Source organism: Nonomuraea sp. NPDC051191 (genome assembly GCF_044455665.1).
Taxonomy (GTDB): Bacteria; Actinomycetota; Actinomycetes; order Streptosporangiales; family Streptosporangiaceae; genus Nonomuraea.
Genome location: NZ_JBITEZ010000016.1, coordinates 151886 through 171676 on the forward strand (window position 1 = coordinate 151886; position 19791 = coordinate 171676).

The 19791-nt window shown below is 71.9% G+C and carries 19 protein-coding genes; 11 read left to right on the plus strand and 8 right to left on the minus strand.

The genetic code is table 11. From position 1 onward, the window contains the following. Window positions 1-12: 12 nt before the first annotated feature. Both ACIA8R_RS39935 and recO read right to left on the minus strand, forming a co-directional pair. On the minus strand, window positions 13-795 hold the full coding sequence (locus ACIA8R_RS39935; RefSeq protein WP_357693975.1) for an isoprenyl transferase: 783 nt from the start codon (window positions 793-795) through the stop codon (window positions 13-15). After that, window positions 792-1526 (minus strand): DNA repair protein RecO, encoded by a 735-nt coding sequence (gene recO, locus ACIA8R_RS39940; RefSeq protein WP_357693977.1) that lies wholly within the window; start codon window positions 1524-1526, stop codon window positions 792-794. Before recO ends, ACIA8R_RS39935 begins: the two co-directional genes overlap by 4 nt. Before the next feature lie 140 nt (window positions 1527-1666). On the opposite strand from recO, the gene ACIA8R_RS39945 reads away from it, so the two are divergent. From ACIA8R_RS39945 to ACIA8R_RS39960, 4 genes are all read left to right on the plus strand, one after another. Beyond that, entirely contained in the window at window positions 1667-3175 is a 1509-nt protein-coding gene (locus tag ACIA8R_RS39945; RefSeq protein WP_357693980.1) for a CDP-alcohol phosphatidyltransferase family protein, read from the plus strand. Further along, on the plus strand, window positions 3172-3891 hold the full coding sequence (locus ACIA8R_RS39950) for a DUF5941 domain-containing protein (protein ID WP_352323408.1): 720 nt from the start codon (window positions 3172-3174) through the stop codon (window positions 3889-3891). Before ACIA8R_RS39945 ends, ACIA8R_RS39950 begins: the two co-directional genes overlap by 4 nt. A gap of 217 nt (window positions 3892-4108) precedes the next feature. Further along, complete coding sequence (locus ACIA8R_RS39955) at window positions 4109-5518, plus strand: glycoside hydrolase family 16 protein (RefSeq protein WP_397042713.1); 1410 nt, start codon at window positions 4109-4111, stop codon at window positions 5516-5518. A gap of 75 nt (window positions 5519-5593) precedes the next feature. Beyond that, window positions 5594-6541, plus strand: a complete 948-nt coding sequence (locus ACIA8R_RS39960; RefSeq protein ID WP_397042715.1) for an isopenicillin N synthase family dioxygenase — start codon at window positions 5594-5596, stop codon at window positions 6539-6541. On the opposite strand, the gene ACIA8R_RS39965 is transcribed toward ACIA8R_RS39960, so the two are convergent. Further along, the gene (locus tag ACIA8R_RS39965) at window positions 6538-8886 is read right to left on the minus strand and encodes a GH1 family beta-glucosidase (protein WP_397042717.1); all 2349 of its coding nucleotides are present in this window, start codon (window positions 8884-8886) and stop codon (window positions 6538-6540) included. The two genes, ACIA8R_RS39960 and ACIA8R_RS39965, sit on opposite strands and share 4 nt — an antisense overlap. A gap of 91 nt (window positions 8887-8977) precedes the next feature. On the opposite strand from ACIA8R_RS39965, the gene ACIA8R_RS39970 reads away from it, so the two are divergent. The 3 genes from ACIA8R_RS39970 (at window position 8978) to rocD (ending at window position 11592) form a co-directional block, all read left to right on the plus strand. Continuing rightward, window positions 8978-9466, plus strand: a complete 489-nt coding sequence (locus ACIA8R_RS39970; protein ID WP_397042719.1) for an Lrp/AsnC family transcriptional regulator — start codon at window positions 8978-8980, stop codon at window positions 9464-9466. Between the two features lie 121 nt (window positions 9467-9587). After that, window positions 9588-10385 (plus strand): dimethylargininase, encoded by a 798-nt coding sequence (gene ddaH / locus ACIA8R_RS39975; protein WP_364086864.1) that lies wholly within the window; start codon window positions 9588-9590, stop codon window positions 10383-10385. Between the two features lies 1 nt (window position 10386). Next, complete coding sequence (gene rocD, locus ACIA8R_RS39980; protein WP_357693997.1) at window positions 10387-11592, plus strand: ornithine--oxo-acid transaminase; 1206 nt, start codon at window positions 10387-10389, stop codon at window positions 11590-11592. Window positions 11593-11753: 161 nt separating this feature from the next. Here rocD and ACIA8R_RS39985 read toward each other — a convergent pair whose 3' ends face one another. From ACIA8R_RS39985 to ACIA8R_RS40000, 4 genes are all read right to left on the minus strand, one after another. Next, entirely contained in the window at window positions 11754-12950 is a 1197-nt protein-coding gene (locus ACIA8R_RS39985) for a CU044_5270 family protein (RefSeq protein WP_364086861.1), read from the minus strand. Continuing rightward, window positions 12943-13479, minus strand: coding sequence for an RNA polymerase sigma factor (locus ACIA8R_RS39990; protein WP_357694002.1), 537 nt, complete (start codon window positions 13477-13479; stop codon window positions 12943-12945). The genes ACIA8R_RS39985 and ACIA8R_RS39990 overlap by 8 nt, the downstream gene beginning before the upstream one ends. A 130-nt stretch (window positions 13480-13609) precedes the next feature. After that, window positions 13610-14326 carry a class I SAM-dependent methyltransferase gene (locus ACIA8R_RS39995; RefSeq protein ID WP_397042722.1) on the minus strand — a complete coding sequence of 239 codons (717 nt, stop codon included), beginning with the start codon at window positions 14324-14326 and terminating at the stop codon, window positions 13610-13612. A 9-nt stretch (window positions 14327-14335) separates the two neighbouring features. Next, a complete protein-coding gene (locus ACIA8R_RS40000) occupies window positions 14336-15889 on the minus strand; it encodes an alkaline phosphatase D family protein (protein ID WP_397042724.1) in 1554 nt (517 codons plus the stop codon). A 216-nt stretch (window positions 15890-16105) separates the two neighbouring features. On the opposite strand from ACIA8R_RS40000, the gene ACIA8R_RS40005 reads away from it, so the two are divergent. The 3 genes from ACIA8R_RS40005 to ACIA8R_RS40015 all read left to right on the plus strand — a co-directional run bounded on the left by ACIA8R_RS40005 (window position 16106) and on the right by ACIA8R_RS40015 (window position 18161). After that, window positions 16106-17383 carry a Glu/Leu/Phe/Val dehydrogenase gene (locus ACIA8R_RS40005; protein WP_357694008.1) on the plus strand — a complete coding sequence of 426 codons (1278 nt, stop codon included), beginning with the start codon at window positions 16106-16108 and terminating at the stop codon, window positions 17381-17383. A gap of 72 nt (window positions 17384-17455) precedes the next feature. Next, entirely contained in the window at window positions 17456-17650 is a 195-nt protein-coding gene (locus ACIA8R_RS40010) for a hypothetical protein (protein WP_364086852.1), read from the plus strand. Between the two features lie 28 nt (window positions 17651-17678). Beyond that, on the plus strand, window positions 17679-18161 hold the full coding sequence (locus ACIA8R_RS40015; RefSeq protein ID WP_357694012.1) for a cupin domain-containing protein: 483 nt from the start codon (window positions 17679-17681) through the stop codon (window positions 18159-18161). Here the strand turns inward: ACIA8R_RS40015 and ACIA8R_RS40020 are convergent. Then, window positions 18158-18616, minus strand: a complete 459-nt coding sequence (locus ACIA8R_RS40020) for a MarR family winged helix-turn-helix transcriptional regulator (protein WP_397042726.1) — start codon at window positions 18614-18616, stop codon at window positions 18158-18160. The genes ACIA8R_RS40015 and ACIA8R_RS40020 overlap by 4 nt on opposite strands. Before the next feature lie 51 nt (window positions 18617-18667). Between ACIA8R_RS40020 and ACIA8R_RS40025 the strand changes: the two genes are divergently transcribed. Then, window positions 18668-19747 (plus strand): substrate-binding domain-containing protein, encoded by a 1080-nt coding sequence (locus ACIA8R_RS40025; protein WP_364086848.1) that lies wholly within the window; start codon window positions 18668-18670, stop codon window positions 19745-19747. The last annotated feature ends 44 nt before the right edge of the window (window positions 19748-19791 follow it).

Consider the following 19791-nt stretch of genomic DNA (forward strand, 5'->3'; position numbering starts at 1 on the left):
CTCGGGGTTTCCCTAGGCGCCGGGGACCTGGTTGGGGATCGCGCCGCCGTAGCGGCGGTCGCGCTTGGCGTACGTCTCGCACGCCTCCCACAGGTCGCGGCGGTCGAAGTCGGGCCAGAGCCGGTCGAGGAAGACCATCTCGGCGTAGGCCGACTGCCACAGCAGGAAGTTGGAGAAGCGCTGCTCGCCGGAGGAGCGCAGGAACAGGTCGACCGGCGGGATCTCCGGCTCGTCGAGGTAGCGGGCGAACACCTTCTCGTTCACCTTGGACGGCTTGACCCGCCCCGCCGCGATGTCGGCCGCCAGCTTGACCGCCGCGTCGACGATCTCGGCCTGGCCGCCGTAGTTGACGCAGAACTGCAACGTCAGCTTGCTGTTGCCGACGGTCATCTGCTCGGCGGTCTGCAACTCGGAGATCACGCTCTTCCACAACCGCCCCGGACGGCCCGCCCAGCGCACCCGCACGCCCATGGCGTTGAGCTCGTCGCGCCGCCGCCTGATCACGTCGCGGTTGAAGCCCATGAGGAAGCGCACCTCGTCGGGCGAGCGCTTCCAGTTCTCCGTGGAGAAGGCGTAGGCGCTCAGGTAGGGCACGCCCAGCTCAAGAGCCCCCTCGATGACGTCGAACAGCGAGGACTCGCCCGCCTTGTGGCCCTCGGTGCGGGGCAGGCCGCGCGCCTTGGCCCAGCGGCCGTTGCCGTCCATCACGACGGCGACGTGCCGGGGCACGAGGTCACGCGGGATCGGCGGCGGGGTGGCGCCTGACGGATGAGGGGTCGGAGGCCGGACGTTCACGCATGCTCCCTTTCGACGTGTCGCAGAGAGCGTATTCCGTGTTCGAGATGCCATTGCAGATATGCGGCGACCAGACCGCTGCACTCGCTGCGGTGACGCGACTCCGAGGCGTCGGCGGTGGCCCAGTCGCCGCGCAGCAGCGCCGTCATGAGCCCGATCGTCTCCCCCGCCGGCACCGCCGAGCCCGCCGGGCGGCACGCCCCGCACACCACGCCGCCCGCGACGATGGCGAAGGCCCTGACCGCCGGGGCCTGGCACTTGGCGCACGCCTCCAGCGCGGGCGCGTAGCCGGCCACCGCCAGCGAGCGCAGGAAGTACGCGTCGAGCACCAGCCTGGCCTCGTGGACGCGCTCGGACAGCGTGCGCAGCCCGCCGACCAGCAGCAGGAACTGCCGCAGCGCCGGCTCCTTCTCGCCGTGGGTCAGCCGGTCGGCCGTCTCCAGCATGGCGCTGCCCGCGGTGTAGCGGGGATAGTCGACGGCCAGCGCCTCGCCGTAGGGCCTGATGGTCTCCGCCTGCGTGACCACGTCGAGCGTGCGGCCGGTGTGGAGCTGGAGGTCGACGTGCGTGAACGGCTCCAGCCGCGCGCCGAAGCGGGACTTGGTGCGGCGCACGCCCCTCGCCACCGCCCGGATCTTGCCGGTGCGCTTGGCCAGAACGGTGACGATGCGATCGGCCTCACCGAGTTTCTGCGTCCGCAGGACGACGCCTTCGTCGCGGTAGAGACTCACTTGCCCATCTTACGGCCGCACGCGAGGCATGTTCCGGGCATGCTCTTGTGACGCGACTTTGCCCTGCCGTCACTAGACTTTGACGTCTGTCCCCGCATCACCCGTTGTTCAACCCCCCGCTACTGCCTCGAAAGGGAGTCATGACCCGCGTGGTCCTGCTGGGCTCTTCGCCCGGCCCCGACACCTCTCCGACCGGCCTGAGGCTGGCCGCGCTGCCCGGCAATCCCACCGTGGCCGAGCGGCTGCGAAGCCAGCTCGCTTCCTATGACCCGCGGCCGGCCACGATCGAGACCGGCGACGTGGCCGCCGCCCTGCGTGCCCTGGCCGACGTCGCAGATTCGGCAACGGAGAACCTCTTCATCATCCCCCAGAACTCGGTCGTCCACGACGAGCTGATCTACCAGATCAGCAAGGCCAAGCGCGGCGCGCTGGCGCTCGTGGCCAAGGAGCCGCGGCTGGAGGTGACCGAGGAGGCGCAGGAGGACACCGTACCGATCGACGAGGCCGATCCGGAGATCGGCTACGGCCGCCTCGAAGGGCTGCCGGTGCGCGCCCGCGTCGGCAAGTCCCGCGTCGTGTCGGTCGGCACCGCCAACCACGCGGTGACCAGGCCCAACGCGGTGGTGCTCGGCCCACTGCACATCAGCGCCCGCAACGCCCCCGTGCTCGCGCAGACCTGCCGCGAGCTGGCCCAGATGGCCGGCCGCTTCGGCAAGGACGACGACCTCGTCCAGCTCCTCGTGTTCGGCCTGGTGCGCAACGGCGTGTCGGTCGGCGTGCGCGGCCGCCGCGACCTGTTCTACCGCCGGGTGAGCACGCAGGAGGAGGTCAACGAGGCCGGCTCCGAGATGGCCGGCATGAACGAGGACCGCGCCCGGCTCAACAACGCGGTCAAGGGCGCCGACGGCTTCTTCACCACCTACTTCGTCTCCACCTACTCGCGCTTCATCGCCCGCTGGGCGGCGCGGCGCGGGCTGACGCCCAACCAGGTGACGCTGATCTCGATCACGCTCGGCGTGGCCGCGGCCGCCTGCTTCGCCACCGGCGACCGTCCGTGGATGGTCGCCGGCGGCCTGCTGATCTACTTCGCCTTCGTCTTCGACTGCGTCGACGGCCAGGTGGCCCGCTACGCCCGCAAGTTCGGCGTGCTGGGGGCCTGGCTCGACGCCACCTTCGACCGCTTCAAGGAATACGTGGTCTTCGCCGGTCTGGCCGTCGGCTGGGTCGTCTCGGGCAACGGCGACGACATCTGGATCCTGGCGCTGGCCGCCATCGGGCTCCAGTCCGTACGCCACCTGCTCGACTTCTCCTTCGGCATCTCCAACCGGCGCAAGCCGCCCGGGCAGCTCCCCACCCTCCCGCTCGACGCCCCCGACGACCGCGACCTGCGCAAGGCGCTGGAGCGGCGCAAGGCAGAGCGCAGCCAGGGCCTGCGCGGTGTGCTCAAGATGTGGACCAGGGCGGGCAAGTTCCGCGCGGTCCACTGGGCGCGGAAGATGATCGTGTTCCCCATCGGCGAGCGGTTCGCGGCCATCGCGATCACCGCCGCCCTCTTCGACGCCCGGATCACTTTCCTCACCCTCGTGATCTGGGGCTCCGTCGCCGCCGCCTACACCCTCACCGGACGCCTCATGAGGTCGCTCGTATGATCACTCAACCGCAGGCCATGGCCACCCCCACGCCGGACCCCGACGAGGAACGCCGCCGCATCCAGACCGCCCGCCTGCTCGCCTACCGCGACGACGGCCCGCTCGTGCACGCCCTGGCGGGCAAGCTGGGCAAGGGCCTGCCGCCCGTGCCCGCCACGCTCGTGGCGCTGCTCGCCGTCGTCGCCGTCACCGTCGTCGGGCTGCCCGACAAGGGGCCGCTGCTGCTCGTGCCGGTGGCCATCACGCTGCTGCTCGTGCTGCCGACCGCGCCGCGCGACCACCTGGGCCGCTTCGACTGGCTCACCCCGCCGCTGCTGCGCGGCACCGAGTTCCTCGCCATGATCGCGATCGGCCTGGCCGCCGGCGCGCCGAAGTGGCTGCTGTTCGTGCTGGTCTACGTGGTGGGCTACCACACCTACGACACCGTCTACCGCACCCGGCAGAGCATCTGGCCGCCCGCGTGGGTGTTCCACGCGGGGCTCGGCTGGGAGCTGCGCCTGCTGATCATCGGTGCGGGCGCGGCGCTGGGCTGGCTGACGCCGGTGCTCGCGGTGCTGACGGCGTACCTGTTCGTGCTGTTCGCGGTGGAGAGCGTGACGAGCTGGGTGCGTCTGGACAAGGCCTCTGCGCAGGCCGGCGCCGACGCCGAGCAGGACCTTGAGGCCTCGCCCGAGGACGCGCTCGAACAGGCCACCGGCGAGGCGGAGAAGGGCTGAGCGGCCACCTCCCCCTCCGGACACGACGCCGGGCACGACGGCGGTCACGGGCTCCCGACCAGGGCGCCGGTGGCCGCCGTTTCGCGTCCGCGCCCGGAACCGGCCGCGACGCCCGATCCTGGAGCGCTCTCCCGTATTGACACGCGGTCAAAGGCGTGTTTACGTCGCGTCAAGAGAGCGCTCTCTCGCTCGACTCCACACCCCCCATGGAGCTGGGATGACAACAGAGATCCGGCACCGGCGCCGCCTGGTGGCCGTGGCGGTGGTGCTCGTGGCACTCACCGGCCTGCTCGTCAAAGTGGCCGTCAGCGCCTCGGCGTCCGTGCCGTCCACGCCGTCCGGCTGGTCGCTGGTCTGGTCCGACGACTTCAACGGCTCGGCGGGCACGCCGCCCTCGTCCGCCGAGTGGATCGTCGACACCGGGCACGGCTACCCCGGCGGGCCGGGCAACTGGGGCACCGGCGAGGTCCAGAACTACACCGCCGGCACGTCCAACATCGGCCTCGACGGCTCCGGCAACCTGCGCATCACGCCCCTGCGCAGTGGCTCGGGCGAGTGGACCTCGGCCCGCATCGAGACCAGGCGGGCCGACTTCAAGCCGGCCGCCGGACGCGTCCTGCGGATCGAGGGCAGGATCCAGATGCCGAACGTGACCGGTCAGGCGGCGCTCGGCTACTGGCCGGCGTTCTGGGCGCTCGGGGCGCCGTACCGGGGGAACTACTGGAACTGGCCGGGCATCGGCGAGTTCGACATCATGGAGAACGTCAACGGCCTCAACTCCGTGTGGGGCGTGCTCCACTGCGGCGTCAACCCCGGCGGGCCCTGCAACGAGACGACCGGCCTCGGCGCGAGCCGGGCCTGCCCGGGCTCCACCTGCCAGTCGGCCTTCCACACCTACCGCTTCGAGTGGGACCGCGCCGCCAGCCCGAACCAGCTGCGCTGGTACGTCGACGGCCAGCAGTTCCACAGCGTGAGCCAGAACCAGCTCGACGCCACCACCTGGAACAACATGACCGGGCACGGCGGCTACTTCCTGCTGCTCAACCTGGCGATGGGCGGCGCGTTCCCCAACGCCCTGGCCGGCACGGGCACGCCGACGGCGGCGACCGTCCCGGGGCATCCGATGCTGGTGGACTACGTGGCCGTCTGGCAGAGCGGCACGGTCTCCACCCCGACCGCGACCCCGACCGTGACCCCCACCGTCCCGGGCGGCGTGGACGCGCGCTCCACCATCCAGGCCGAGCGCTACCAGGGCCAGTCGGGCACCATCGTCGAGACCACCACCGACACCGGCGGCGGCCAGAACGTCGGCGCGATCGCCAACGGCGACTGGCTGCGCTACGACGGGGTGAACTTCGGCTCCGAGCCCGCCCTCCAGTTCAAGGCCAGGGTGGCGTCGGGGGCGGCGGCCGGTGTGAGCGGGCTGGTGCAGGTGCGGCTGGACAGCCCGTCCGCGCCGCCGATCGGCGACTTCGCGCTGGCCGACACGGGCGGCTGGCAGAGCTGGCGCACGGTACCGGCCAACATCGGCGGGGTGACCGGCACGCACACCGTCTACCTGACCTTCAGCAGCGGCCAGCCCGCCGACTTCGTCAACGTCAACTGGTTCACCTTCTCGACGGCCTGACCTCCCTCAGGGTTCCCCTCAGGCCCGGCTCGGCGCCTCCGGTACGCCGCGGCCGGGCCGGGGAACAATGGGACGGTGCGCGAATTGCCGGTGATCGACATCTCCCCGCTGCTCGACGGTGCCACGGGCGGTGACAGGCAGGCCGCCGGCGCGGCGATCGGCGCGGCCTGCCGGGACAACGGGTTCTTCTACGTCTCCGGGCACGGCGTGCCGCAGGAGCTCCTCGACCGGCTCGACGCGGCCGCCAGGCGTTTCTTCGCGCTGCCCGAGGAGGTCAAGAACGAGATCTCCATGGACCGGGGCGGCCCGGCCTGGCGCGGCTTCTTCCCGGTGGGCGGCGAGCTCACCTCGGGCAGGCCCGACCTGAAGGAGGGCGTCTATTTCGGCGCCGAGCAGCCGCCCGGCCCGCTCCCGCTGCACGGCCCCAACCAGTTCCCCGTCCAGGTGCCCGAGCTGCGGGAGGCCGTGCTCGCCTACCTGGACACGATGACGGGGGTCGCGCAGGCGGTCATGTCCGGCGTGGCGCTCAGCCTGGGCCTGGACGAGGGCTACTTCCGCACCGGCTACACCGCCGACCCCACCGTCCTGTTCCGGATCTTCCACTACCCGCCCGCGCCGCCGGACGACGACGAGACCTGGGGCGTGGGCGAGCACACCGACTACGGCCTGCTCACCCTCCTCCTCCAGGACTCCAACGGCGGCCTCCAGGTCCGCACCGCGGACGGCTGGATCGAGGCGCCGCCGCTGGCGGGCACGTTCGTCTGCAACATCGGCGACATGCTCGACAAGCTCACCGGCGGCCGCTACCGCTCGACCCCGCACCGCGTACGCAACCGCAGCGGCAACGAGCGCCTGAGCTACCCGTTCTTCTTCGACCCCGGCTGGGACAGCGAGGTCCCGCCCCTCCCCTACGCCGCCGGCGAGCGCTGGGACGGGCAGGTCGACTTCACCGGAACCTACGGCCAGTACCTGCTGTCGAAGGTGTCCAAGGTCTTCCCGCGCCTGTTCGGGCGGCAGATCTAGGCCGACTCCCGCACCACCAGCCGGGTGGGCAGCACGACCGGCGTGGTGCTCCTGCCCTCCAGCCGCGACAGCAGCAGCCGCGCGAGCGCCAGCGCCTGCTCGGTGACCGGCACCCGCACGGTGGTGAGCGCGGGGGTGGTGGCCGAGGCGGCGTCGATGTCGTCGAAGCCGACGATCGCCAGGTCGTCGGGCACCCGCCGGCCCGCGGCGCGGGCGGCCAGCAGCGCGCCGATCGCCATCCGGTCGTCAGCCGCGAAGATCGCGTCCAGGTCGGGGGCGTCGCCGAGGAGCTGCCCGGCGGCCGCCGTGCCGGAGGCGCGGGTCAGGTCGCCGATCGCCGGGCGGACCCGCAGCCCGGCGCGTTCCATGGCCGCACGGTGGCCGGCGAGCCGGTCCTGGGTGGCGACCAGGTCCATCGGGCCGCAGATCACGCCGATGCGGCGGCGGCCGGTGGCCAGCAGGTGCTCGGTGGCCGCCGCCGCGCCCGCGGCGTTGTCGGCGTCCACGTACGGCACCAGCGAGCTGACCGGCGGCCGGCCCAGCAGCACGAGGGGCACGCCGGTGCGCGAGAGGCGTTCGGCCAGTGTGTCGCCCCGCTCGGGCGGCAGCAGGACGACGCCGTCCACCAGGCGGGCCTCGGCGTGCCGGACGATGCGGCGGTGGCTCTCGGCGGTGTCGGCGAGCATGAGGGTGATCTGCTTGCCCGCGCCCTCCAGCAGGCTCGTCACGTACTGGACGACGGCCGGGACCATCGGGTCGGCGGCGTGCCTGGGCACCGACAGCACGAGCGCGACGGTGTCGGTGCGCCGGGTCACCAGGCTGCGGGCGGCGGCGTTGGGCACGTAGCCGAGCTCCTTGACGGCCTGGAGGACCGTGGAGCGCACCTCGGGGCTGACCGACGCCTCGCCGTTGACCACGCGGGAGACCGTGGCCCGGGAGACGCGGGCGCGGGCGGCCACGGTCTCCAGCGTGGGCCGCCTGGGCGGGGCCTCGGTCAGGCCGTTGCGCCTGATCACGTCGCGGTACCACAGCGCGCTGTCCTTGGGCCGCCTGCGCTGGGTGTCGAAGTCGACGTGCACGAGGCCGAACTTGCGCCGGTAGCCGTCGGCCCATTCGAGATTGTCCAGCAGCGTCCAGACGAGATATCCGCGGACGTTCGCGCCCTCCTCGACCGAGGAACGCAGCGCCCTCAGGTGTTCCTCGACGAAATGCACGCGGTCGACGTCGTGAATGCCGTCGGGAGTGACCGTGTCGACGAAGTCGGCGCCGTTCTCGGTGACCATGAGTTCGAGGCCGGGATATTCCCTGGAGAGCCGCCGCAGTAACAGGGAGAGGGCGTTCGGGACAATCGGCCAGCCCATCGCGGTGACCGCCGTGGGAATGGTGCTGAAAAGCACGCCCGCGCTTCCCGGATAGGCCGGGTCGGCCGGTTCGCCGGGCTGCGCCTGGACGACGGCGGGCGCGTAGTAATTGACGCCGAGCAGGTCGAGCGGCTGGGCGATGTCGGCCAGGTCGCCGTCGTGGACGTGCCCGAGCCCGGCGTGCTCCTCGATGACCGGCAGCAGGTCGGCGGGGTAGGCGCCACGCAGCATCGGGTCCAGGAACTGCCGGTGGACCAGGGCCTCGATCCTGGCCACGGCCTCGGCGTCCTCCTCCGACAGCGGCCGGTCGAAGTCGCCGACCTGGGCGGGCGTCAGGACGGGCGAGAAGTTGAGCACGGCCCCCACCTCGGCGGCCCCGGCGGCGCGCAGGGCCTGGGCGCCCAGGCCGTGGGCGAGCAGCAGGTGGTGGGCGGCCCGGAACGCGTCGGCGGCCGACCGGCGGCCCGGCGCGTGCACCCCCGAGCCGTGGCCGACGAAGGCCGCCACCCACGGCTCGTTGACGGTGAACCAGGTGCCGACCCGGTCGCCCAGCCGGTCGGCGACGATCGCCGCGTAGTCCGCGAAGCAGCGGGCGGTGTCGCGGGACGGCCAGCCGCCGCGCTCCTCCAGCGCCTGCGGCAGGTCCCAGTGATAAAGCGTGGCGTACGGCGTGATGCCCGCCTCCAGCAGCGCGTCGACCAGCCGCTGGTAAAAGTCGAGACCGGCCGCGTTCACCTTTCCCGCGCCCTCGGGAAGAATGCGCGGCCAGCTCACCGAGAATCGGTACGCCGCCATTCCCAGGTCTTTCATCAGCCGTACGTCGTCGCGATATCGGTGGTAATGGTCGCAGGCGTCGGCCGGGCCGCCGGCGAAGGCGTCCCAAATGGACGGCCCGCGGCCGTCGGCGGCCGTGCCGCCCTCGATCTGGAAGGCCGACGTCGAGACCCCCCAGACGAAACCCTCGGGAAAGCGTGCGATATTCATGTGGCGTCAATCCTCCGGCAGTGGACCGAGCGCCCAGTCTCCCGCGCGGCGCTCGTCGCGCGCCAGCCTGGCCAGGCGGTATACAGAGCGCGTGGAACTGGACCGGCTCGATCGTGACATCATCGCGGCGCTCGTCGACGACGCCCGCGCGACCTACGCGGACATCGGCCATCAGGTGGGGCTGAGCGCGTCGGCCGTCAAGCGGCGGGTCGACCGGCTGCAGAAGAGCGGGGCGATCACCGGTTTCAGCGCGCGGGTCGCGCCGCAGGCGCTCGGCTGGACCACCGAGGCGTACGTCGAGCTGTTCTGCCAGGGCAAGACCAAGCCGTCGGACATCGCGCTGGCGGTGGCCAAGTTCCCCGAGGTGGTGGCGGCGGCCACGATCACCGGCGAGGCCGACGCGCTGCTGCACATCAGGGCCACCGACGTGCGGCACGTCGAGCGGGTCATCGAGCGCATCGCGGCCGAGGCTTTCGTGGTCCGGACGAAGAGCTCGATCGTGCTGTCACGGCTGGTCGACACGCCTCCGGGAGCCGCTCTCACCGATGTGCGCAACGGATCGCACGTCGTCACCCGATAGACGCAACAGACCTGCGCCAACGCGCAATGCGCACCGCTTGGCCTGCGCAAACGTCAATTCTTAGGCTGTGCTCGTCTCCCCCGACACGGGAACTTCCCCTGCAATGACGACGGAGCCCTGCATGCCCAAACACTTCCTCATGTGCCGCCCGGACCACTTCGCGGTCGAGTACGCGATCAACCCGTGGATGGACCCCGAGGCCGGCGCCGACCGTGAGGTGGCGATCCGGCAGTGGGAAGGGCTGAAGTCGGCGTACGAGGAGCTCGGGCACAAGGTCAGCCTCATCGACCCGATCGAGGGCCTGCCCGACATGGTGTTCGCCGCCAACGGCGCGCTGGTCGTCGGCGGCCGGGTCTACGGCGCCCGCTTCACCTTCCCCGAGCGCGGCCCCGAGGGCCCCGCCTACCTGCGCTGGTTCGTCGAGCGCGGCTACCCGACCCTGGAGCCCACGTACGTCAACGAGGGCGAGGGCGACTTCCTCACCCTCGACGAGGTCATCCTCGCCGGCACCGGCTTCCGCACCGACGTGGTCGCCCACCAGGAGGCGCAGGAGTACCTGGGCCGCCCGGTCGTCTCGCTGAAGCTGGTGGACCCGCGCTTCTACCACCTCGACACCGCGCTGTTCCCGCTCGACGGCCGCAACGTCGCCTACTACCCCGGCGCCTTCTCCAAGGGCAGCCAGGAGGTGCTGCGCTCGATGTTCCCCGACGCGGTGATCGCGACCGCCGAGGACGCCGAGGTGCTCGGCCTCAACGCGGTCAGCGACGGCAGGAACGTGGTGATCAACTCCGAGGCGTCCGGGCTCCAGCTGGAGCTCAAGCGGCACGGCTACGAGGTCATCCCGGTCGAGCTGTCGGAGCTGCGCAAGGCGGGCGGCGGTCCCAAGTGCTGCACACTGGAGATCAGGGGGGAGAAGTAACATGAGCACCAGCGCAGAGCTGATCGAAGTAAGCGAGCGCCGCAGCGCGCACAACTACCATCCGCTGCCCGTGGTCATCCACGAGGCGCACGGCGCGTGGGTCACCGACGTCGAGGGCAAGCGCTATCTCGACTGCCTGTCGGGCTACTCGTCACTGAACTTCGGCCACGGCAACCCGAAGATCATCGAGGCCGCCCAGGAGCAGCTGAAGAACCTCACGCTGACCAGCCGGGCCTTCTACCACGACCAGTTCGCCCGGTTCTGCGCCGGGCTCGGCGACCTCACCGGCAAGGACATGATCCTGCCGATGAACACCGGCGCCGAGGCCGTCGAGACCGCGATCAAGGTGGCCCGCAAGTGGGGCTACGAGGTCAAGGGCGTCGCGCCGGAGCAGGCCAACATCATCGTGATGGAGGACAACTTCCACGGCCGCACCACCACGATCATCAGCTTCTCGACCGACCCCGACGCGCACGACGGGTTCGGCCCGTACACGCCCGGCTTCACGATCGTCCGTTACGGGTCCGCCGAGGCGATCAGGGAGGCGATCGACGACAACACCGTCGCCGTCCTCGTCGAGCCGATCCAGGGCGAGGCGGGCGTGCTGGTGCCGCCGGACGGCTACCTCACCGAGGTCAGGCGCATCTGCACCGAGAACAACGTGCTGATGATCGCCGACGAGATCCAGTCGGGGCTCGGCCGCACCGGCCGCACGTTCGCCTGCGACCACGAGAACGTCGTCCCCGACATCTACATCCTGGGCAAGGCGCTCGGCGGCGGCGTGGTGCCGGTGTCGGCCATCGCCGCGGACGAGGACGTCCTCGGGGTGATCAAGCCGGGCCAGCACGGGTCCACGTTCGGCGGCAACCCGCTGGCCTGCGCGGTCGGCATCGCCGTCATCGACATCCTGAACACCGGCGAGTTCCAGGCCAGGGCCGCCCGGCTCGGCGAGGTGCTGCACGCGCGGCTGCGCGAGCTGGCCGGCAAGGGCGTGGTGGCGGTGCGCGGGCGCGGGCTGTGGGCGGGCGTGGACATCGACCCGGCCCTCGGCACCGGGCGCGAGGTCTCCAAGGCGCTGATGGCGCGCGGCGTGCTCGCCAAGGACACCCACGGGTCCACGATCCGGCTCGCGCCGCCGATCGTGATCTCCGAGGAGGACCTGGTCTGGGCGGTCGACCAGCTCGCCGCCGTCCTCGAAGACCTATAGGTCTTCACGGCTTCGCCTGGTCACGCCACCCGCCGTACTTCGGCCGGCGGCCCTCCGGGAAACGGCCGCTGACCCCGCACGGGCGCGCCGCCGTGGCGGCGCGCCCTGTGGGCCTGCTGGGTGGGTCTACCGGGTGGCCGGCCGCCGGCCGCCGGTGGAGGTCACGAACCCGGGGTGGGGGTGACGGTACGCGTCACCGTCGGCTCCGGGGTGCCGGTCGGCCCGGTCTCCGGCTCGCTGGTCGACTCGACCGCGAACGCGCTGGTCGGCTCCGGGGTGAACGTGATCGTCGCCTCGGCCGCCGGCAGCTCCGCCGTCGTCGAGCCGGACTCCGAGGGAATGGGCGTGGGGGCCTGGGTCTCCGGCGTGCAGCTCGCGTCGGCACCGGCGTCGGGGGCGTCCGGCAGGGCGTCCACCACGGAGACGTCGAGCTGGGCCGTCAGCGCCAGGACGCTGTCCTTCGGCGCCCCGGCCTTGGCGTCCACCGCGACCTGCCGCTCGCCCAGGAACGTGTGCGCGGCCGGGTCGAAGATCAGCTCTTCACGCACGCCCCAGTCGGCGACCCGGCCCAGCGCCACGCCCACGCGTCCCGAGGAGTCGGCCACGCCCTCGGCCGCCTCGACGCCGGGGATCGTCTTGACCGCCTCGAACAGGGCGTCCCGCTGCGGCTTGGGCAGGTAGTTCTCCCTGACGAGGTCGCCTGCGCGGGTGAAGGCGGCGGCGTCGGCGTTGACGTCCTTGCCCTTGGGGACCGGCTGGTAGAGGCGGTCGCGCATGGCCGTGGCGTCGGTCGGGAGCGTGCTCAGGAAGGCGTAGTCGTCGCGGTAGGGGCCGCGCAGGTCGGGGCAGGAGGCGAGCTGGTTCCACTCGCTGCCTCGCCAGCTCTTGGCGTCCGCCGGCAGCGGCTCGCCCGGCCAGGGGCGCGGCTCCTGCCCCTCGGTCAGCAGCAGGCCGTCCTTGCTGCCGTCCACCGACTTCCAGATCTTGCGGTGCTGGCGGTAGAGGTAGCGAGTCTGTCCTCCGGACGCGTCGACCGAGTGCGAGCCGTACATGGTGTCGGACTCGACCAGGATGAACTGGTCCGGCCTGGGGTTCAGCTCTCCGCCCGAGAGGACCACGGAGGTGGCCGGGCGGATCTCCGTCCCGCCCTGGCCGGACAGCGCCACCGCCACGCCGCCGACCAGGACGACCGTGACGCCGAACGCGGCGGCCGTCTGCCAGCCGAGCCTCGGCAGCCGCAGGCGTCGCCCGCCGCGCGCCTCGGCCAGCAGCCGTTCCCGTGCCCGCGCGCGGGCCTGCGGCTCGTACGGCGGCGCGGACGGCCTGCCGTCGGCGAACGTCCGGATCTCGTCATCCATGCTGGGGCTCCTCTGCTGCGAAGGGGTCGATGCCGCCGAGCGCCCTGCGTACCTTGACGCGGAGCCGGTGCAGCCTGGACCGGACGGTGCCGACCGGCACCCCGAGGGCGCGGGCGGCGTCCTCGTAGGTCAGGTCGGCCCACGCCACGAGCAGCAGCAGGTCGCGCTCGCTCGCGCTGAGCCTGGTCAGCGCCCTGGCCAGGCGCGGCTGGAGCTGCTCTGCGGTGACCCGGTCGGCGCTGCGCTCGTCGAACGTGCCGGGACGGTCGGCGCCGACCCTGGCCATGGCCGCGGTGCGCCGCCGTTCGGCCCTGCGGTGCTGGGACACGACCTTGGTGGCGATGCCGTACAGCCAGGGCCGGGCGTCGGGCAGGGTGCGGTCGTAGCGGCCGCGCCCGCGGAAGGCGACGAGGAACACCTCCCCCGTCACGTCGTCGGCCAGCTCCGCGCCCAGGCGGCGGGCGGCGTACCGGTGGATCTCGTCGGCGTGCCGGTCGAACAGTGCGGCGAAACGCTCAGGGTCGCCCATGGAATGCCCGATCAGGGTCGAGTCATCCAGCGTTTCGGTTGTGTCCTCGACACTCACCACATCCGGTCCTCTCTCATGCGGTCACCCTGTTGTTGGCCGCACCCGGAAGCCCGGTTCCACCTTTTTCGGGTTACGCCGCCTTCCGCCAGGCCGCCAGGCCGTCGGGGGCCTCGTCCTTGACGAACCCGGCCGCCGTCAGCTCCGCGGCCAGCCGCTCGCCGCCCGGCCGGTGGGCCTCGCTGGTCACCTCGTCCTCGCCGATCACCACGCCGCGCTGCCTGACCCGGTAGAGGAAGCGGGAGCGCACGGTCTCGCCGGAGACGCCGAGCACCTGGCCCCAGACCTCGTAGGCGTGCCGCCCGACCTGGTACGACCCCATGAGCTCCAGCTCACCCGGCGTGGGCGCGGGCCGCTCGCGCCAGTTGAACAGCAGCAGCCCGCCCGGTTCGAGCTGCCTGGCCAGCACCCGCCACAGCTCCTCCCGCCGCCCGGCGGGGAACGCCTGGAGCACCGAGATCATCACGACCGCCTCGACCGGTACGTCGACGTCGACGTCGAGCGCCCCGCAGGCCAGCACGGTGACGCGGCGGCGCGCCTCCTCGTCACCGGCCAGCCGCGACAGCAGCACCGACCGCATGGCGAGCGCCGGCTCGACGGCGAACACCTCGCCGCGCGTCTCGCGCACGATCAGCTCGGTGATCAGGCCGGTGCCCGCGCCGATCTCCATGACGCCGCCCCGCACCCCCTTCAGCAGGGGCGGCAGCGACTCGCGGATCTCGGGGACGTGCCCGTCCTCGTGCCACAGGTCGTAGAAGGGCACCGCCCTGGAGTACTGGTCGTCGTTCATGGGTCCTTTCTACGCCAGCCGGGCCGAGTCGATCGGCCGGACGCCGTCGCCCACCGACTCGTACCAGGTGATCGTGTCGGGGAAGGTCAGCGTGGCCAGCGCGTTCTGGAACAGCGGCCCCTTGGTCACGCGCCAGCGGAACGGCGGCCGCGGGATGCCGGCCAGCCGCGCCAGCAGGCTGCCCACCAGCGTCGCCAGCCCGAACTGGGTGAGCACGTTGGCCCAGCGCAGCAGCCGGCTGAGCGGGTTGCGGATCGGCGAGCAGACGACCTGGTAGATCTGCCCGGCCGACGCCTTGGCCAGGTAGGAGTAGTGGACGTCGCCGGACAGGATCACGGCCGGTTTGCCGAGCTTGACCAGCATCCTGCCCAGGTCCTCGAACGAGCGCCGGAAGGCCGCCCAGTGCTCCAGGTCGACGGCCTGGCGCAGCTGCTCCGACAGCCGCTGGGCCGTACGGCCCCACTTGCCGTCGCACAGCGCCTCGTTCCAGTTCTGGACGCCGTGGACGCCCTCGGGCAGCAGGAACGGGATCGAGGAGCCGATGACCAGCCGCTCGGCCGGCGTGGCGGCCTGCTCCTGGAGCCAGGCCCACTCGTCGGGGTCGAGCATGCGCCGGTCGCCGGGGGTGAGCTGCCTGGCGCACCTGGTGTCGATCATGATGAGCCGGGTGTGCCCGAGGTCGCGGGTGTAGCTCCAGCGGTTGCTGCTCGGCTCGGCGTCGGCCTTGGCGGCGAACGCGTCGAGGGCCGGGCCGCCGTCGCCGCCGCCCTCGGTGAGCTCGCGCACCAGCGGGTCGGCCGCGCGCTCGACCGGAGTCAGGTTGCCGAGGTGCTGGTAGACGAAGTACGCCCCCAGCCCCGCGACCACCCGCCGCGGCCACCAGCTCGTCAGGGCCATCTTCTCCCGCCAGGACTGCGAGGTGTTCCAGTCGTCGCGCAGGTCATGGTCGTCGAAGATCATGGCGGTGGGCACGGTGGACAGCAGCCAGCGGATCTCGGGGTCGGTCCACGCCTGGCGGTAGAGCTCGGCGTACTCCTCGAAGTCGGCGATCTCGCCCTGCGGCTCGGTGGTGCGGCGGGCGTGGATGTAGTCGAGCATCTGGGGCGAGGGGCTGTCGGCGTAGACCTGGTCGCCGAGGAGCAGCAGCAGGTCGGGCCACTCCTGCTCGTCGGCGCGCATGAGGCTCACGCCGTACGCGCGCAGCACGTCGTCGCCGTGGGTGCGGACGTGGGCGGAGTCGTGCGGCACGCTCGTCCGGCACGACCCGAACGCCAGCCTGCGCGGCCCTTCTGCGGGCAGCAGCCGGACCCGGCTGGCCGGGCGACCCGCCAGGGGCCAGACCTGGTCCCCGTCGAGGCTGACGGAATAGGAGGCGATATCCTGGGACAGGCCGACGAGATCCACGATCGCGTAGTGGTGACCGTGCACGGTGAAGGTGGGCGACCGATAAGCCCCGCCTGCCGTCTCGACGGTGACCGTGCAGGGCTCGCTGGTCTCCACCCAGATCGAGGCGCTGACCGAGTCGACGTGACGCAACATCGGCCCAACCACGAGTGCGGGCATCCAACCCTCCGGTTTTCGACGATTCGGCAAACTCTCGATCGACAGCCTGCCAGAGTGGCACGTTCCCAGCACGTTGATCAACGGCTTGGATATCCCTTCATAACCTAGGCAAGGTCAAACAGCCCGGCCTAGGATGATCGAGACAACACGCCCAAGAGGGAAGGCAATGGCGCCTTCTCCCGCAAACTGGGCGCGCATACAGGAGGAAACTCGACCATGAGCATCATGGTGCCGTCAAAGACGCCGGCGCTGATCACACCTGGTCAACAGGCGCTCGACTCCGCTCTCCACCAACTCCATCAGGCCGCCGCCCACCTCGGGCTCGACGACGGCCTCCGCACGATGCTGGCCACGCCGCGCCGCTCGCTGACCGTCTCGGTCCCGGTGCGCCGCGAGGACGGGCGCATGGACGTCGTCCAGGGCTTCCGCGTCCAGCACAACGTCTCGCGCGGCCCCGCCAAGGGCGGTATCCGCTTTCATCCCGGCACCGACATCCACGAGGTCACCGCCCTGGCGATGTGGATGACGTGGAAGTGCGCACTGGTCGGCATCCCGTACGGCGGCGCCAAGGGCGGCGTGGCCGTGGACCCGGGCGCGCTGACCACGATCGAGCTCGAACGGCTCACCCGCCGCTACGTCAACGAGATCCTGCCGCTGATCGGCCCGGAGAAGGACATCCCGGCCCCCGACGTCGGCACCGACGAGCAGACCATGGCCTGGATCATGGACACCTACAGCGTCAACGCCGGCTACTCGGTGCCCGGCGTGGTCACCGGCAAGCCGATGACGCTCGGCGGCTCGCTCGGCCGCACCGGCTCGACCTCGCGCGGCGTGCAGATCGCGGCGCTGGCCGCGCTCGGGCGCTCACCCGAGGGCGTCACGGTGGCCGTGCAGGGCTTCGGCAAGGTGGGCGCGCTGGCCGCGCAGTACCTGTCCGACGAGGGCTGCAAGGTGGTCGCCGTCTCGGACGTGACCGGCGCGCTCTACGCGCCCGGCGGCCTCGACGTCGCCCGCGTGCGCGCCTGGGTGGCCGAGACCGGCGGCGTGTCCGGCTACCCGCACGCCGACGCGATGGCCCACGACGACCTCTTCGAGCTGGACGTGGACGTGCTCGTCCCGGCCGCGCTCGAAGGCGTGATCACCGAGGCGAACGCGCCCCGCGTGCGCGCCCGGCTGATCGTGGAGGGCGCCAACGGCCCCACCACGCCGGAGGCCGACGAGATCCTGGCCGCCAACGGCACCACCGTCGTGCCGGACATCCTGGCCAACGCGGGCGGGGTGATCGTGTCCTACCTGGAGTGGGTGCAGAACATGCAGGCCTTCTCCTGGAGCTCGCGTGAGGTCGAGGTGAAGCTGCGCGACCTGATGGAGAGCGCCTTCGCCGAGGTCAGGTCGATGTCCGCCGAACGCGGGCTGACGCTGCGGGAGGCGGCGCACGTGATCGGCGTGGGCCGGGTCGCCGAGGCGCACAGCATGCGCGGGCTCTACCCCTGACCGACTTTGGTCGCACGTGACCCGCCCAAGGTCGGATGCCGGGGCGGGTCCCGTTCTGCCACTGTCGAGGCCATGAGGGGTTTCTTCGGGATCATGGCCGTGCTCCAGGGGCTCGGCGGGTTCGTCGGGCGCGTCTGGTTCGACACGGAGTGGGGGTTCGTGGGGCGGCTCGTGGAGCTGCCCCTCGCGGCGTATCTGGGGCTCGCGGCCATCGGCGTGGCCCTTCTGGTGTGGGGCGACCACGACAGGAGGAACCGCGAGAGCTGACCGCCGGCGGTTCGGGCAGGATGGCCTCATGACCTATCCGGAACCGCGCTATTCGGGCGACACCGGCGAGCTGTCGGCCACGTACCGCCCCTACGCCCACGGCCCCGAGCTGACCTACCAGAACGGCAACACCGTCCACTACCTGGCCACCGGAGCCACCACCAACGGCCAGTTCGGGCTCTACCGCTGGGTCATGGGTCCCGAGCCGTCCGGGCCGAGCCCCCACTTCCACAAGTCGATCTCCGAGTCGTTCTACATCCTCGAAGGCTCGGTGCGGATCTACGACGGCAGCCGCTGGATCGACACGCGGCCCGGCGACTGGGTCCACGTGCCCGAGGGCGGCGTGCACGCCTTCCGCAACGAGTCGGGCGAGCCCGCGACCATGCTGCTGCACTTCGCCCCCGGCGCCCCTCGCGAGGGCTACTTCGAGGGGCTGCCCGAGCTGGCGGGCAAGAGCGAGGAGGAGAAGGCCGAGTTCTTCATCCGCCACGACACGTACTGGCTGGGCTAGCGGGGGGCCACGGCTTCGGCCGAGGCGTGGTCGAGGGCCGCCGCCAGGTCCTCCAGCTCGCGCATCAGCCGCTCGGTGCGCTCCTGGCCGAACGCGGCGGCGACGGCCCGGTGGTGCTCGGCCACCGCGCCGTCCACGCGGGCCAGCAGGTCGCGCCCCCGGTCGGCCAGGAACACCGCCACCCGCCGCCGGTCGCCCGCCGACGCGCCCCGGTGGACCAGCGCCCGGTCGATCAGCCGGTCGACCGCCTTGGTGAGCGTCGGGTGCGGCATGAGCACCGCCTCGGCCAGCTCCCCCATCGAGTGGCCGCGCCCGTCGGCCAGCGCGCGCAGGATGCGCCACTGCTCGACGGTGACGTCCTCACCGGCCAGGGTCGCCGCCAGGCCGCGCGTGACCTCGCGTTCGGCGCGGCTGAGCACGTACGCGAGTGAGGACCCCAGCCCGGATTTAGCCATGGATGATCAGGTCCTTTCACCGGAGAGCTAGTTCGGAGGATACTCGTCGGCGTGGCGGCGATCGTCGATCCTTTCGAGGCCCGGCTCCTCCCCTCAGACGCGGTCAGGATCGGCCTCGTCGTGCCCGTGTCCGGGGTGCTCGGGCTGGTGGGACCGTGCGCGATCAACTGCGCGGTGCTGGCCGCCGAAGAGGTCAACGCCCGGGGCGGCGTCCTGGGCAGGCAGGTCGAGCTGGTGCTCGTCGACGGCGGGCGGCCGGGGCGCGAGGTGGCCGCCGAGGTGGCCGGCCTGGTGGCGTCCGGCACGGTCGAGGCCGTGGTGGGCACGCACGCGAGCGACGTCCGGGTCGACGTGGTCGCCGCGATCGGCGGGCGGGTCCCGTTCGTGTACGCGCCGCCGTACGAGGGCGGAGGGCACGCGCCGGGCGTCTACTTCCTCGGCGAGACCCCCGGCAGGCAGCTCGAACCCGGCATCGAATGGCTGGTCCGCGCCCACCGGGCACGCCGCTGGTACCTGCTGGGCAACGACTACGTCTGGCCGCGCCTGGTGCACGCGGGCGCCCGGCGCCGGCTGCGCGCGCGCGGCGCGACCGTCGTCGGCGAGACGTTCGTCCGGTACGGCGAGGCGGCCTCCTGGCTCGACCGGATCGCCGACGCCCGCCCCGACGCGATCCTGCTCACGCTGATCGGCAGCGACCTGGTGGCCTTCAACCGGGCCTACGCGGCGAGCGGGCTCGGCGCGGCCCGGCTGTGCGGGGCGCTGGAGGAGCACGGCCTGCTCGGCATCGGCGGCGACGGCACCGGCGAGCTCTACACCTCGATGGGCTACTTCCGCGACCTGCCGACCGAGGCCAGCCTGCACTTCGCCGAGCGGTACGCCAAACGCTTCGGCCCGCACGCCCCCATGCTCAACGCCCACGGCCAGGGCTGTTACGAGGCCGTCGCGATGCTCGCCGCCCTGTCCGGACGGGCCGGCAGCCTGGCCGTCCCCGCCCTCGACGCGGTCGCCGACGGCACCACGATCGTGAGCGCGCGCGGCCCGCTCACGCTGCTGAACCGCCAGGTGCGGCGCACGGTGCACCTCGGCAGGGCGGACGGCCTGGATTTCTTGCTTGAGAAACCTTTTCACTAGAAAGCTTTGGCTCTAAGGTGCCAATCGCCCCCCACGCTTCGAGG

Excerpts from the sequence above, each read along its gene's own strand:
- ACIA8R_RS40020 (WP_397042726.1), bottom strand. The coding sequence starts at position 18,616 with ATGGCTAAATCCGGGCTGGGGTCCTCACTCGCGTACGTGCTCAGCCGC.
- ACIA8R_RS40010 (WP_364086852.1), top strand. The coding sequence starts at position 17,456 with ATGAGGGGTTTCTTCGGGATCATGGCCGTGCTCCAGGGGCTCGGCGGG.
- ACIA8R_RS39965 (WP_397042717.1), bottom strand. The coding sequence starts at position 8,886 with ATGAATATCGCACGCTTTCCCGAGGGTTTCGTCTGGGGGGTCTCGACG.
- ACIA8R_RS39950 (WP_352323408.1), top strand. The coding sequence starts at position 3,172 with ATGATCACTCAACCGCAGGCCATGGCCACCCCCACGCCGGACCCCGAC.
- ddaH (WP_364086864.1), top strand. The coding sequence starts at position 9,588 with ATGCCCAAACACTTCCTCATGTGCCGCCCGGACCACTTCGCGGTCGAG.
- ACIA8R_RS39985 (WP_364086861.1), bottom strand. The coding sequence starts at position 12,950 with ATGGATGACGAGATCCGGACGTTCGCCGACGGCAGGCCGTCCGCGCCG.
- ACIA8R_RS39945 (WP_357693980.1), top strand. The coding sequence starts at position 1,667 with ATGACCCGCGTGGTCCTGCTGGGCTCTTCGCCCGGCCCCGACACCTCT.
- ACIA8R_RS39990 (WP_357694002.1), bottom strand. The coding sequence starts at position 13,479 with ATGGGCGACCCTGAGCGTTTCGCCGCACTGTTCGACCGGCACGCCGAC.
- ACIA8R_RS40005 (WP_357694008.1), top strand. The coding sequence starts at position 16,106 with ATGAGCATCATGGTGCCGTCAAAGACGCCGGCGCTGATCACACCTGGT.
- ACIA8R_RS40015 (WP_357694012.1), top strand. The coding sequence starts at position 17,679 with ATGACCTATCCGGAACCGCGCTATTCGGGCGACACCGGCGAGCTGTCG.
- ACIA8R_RS39995 (WP_397042722.1), bottom strand. The coding sequence starts at position 14,326 with ATGAACGACGACCAGTACTCCAGGGCGGTGCCCTTCTACGACCTGTGG.
- rocD (WP_357693997.1), top strand. The coding sequence starts at position 10,387 with ATGAGCACCAGCGCAGAGCTGATCGAAGTAAGCGAGCGCCGCAGCGCG.
- ACIA8R_RS40000 (WP_397042724.1), bottom strand. The coding sequence starts at position 15,889 with ATGCCCGCACTCGTGGTTGGGCCGATGTTGCGTCACGTCGACTCGGTC.
- ACIA8R_RS39955 (WP_397042713.1), top strand. The coding sequence starts at position 4,109 with ATGACAACAGAGATCCGGCACCGGCGCCGCCTGGTGGCCGTGGCGGTG.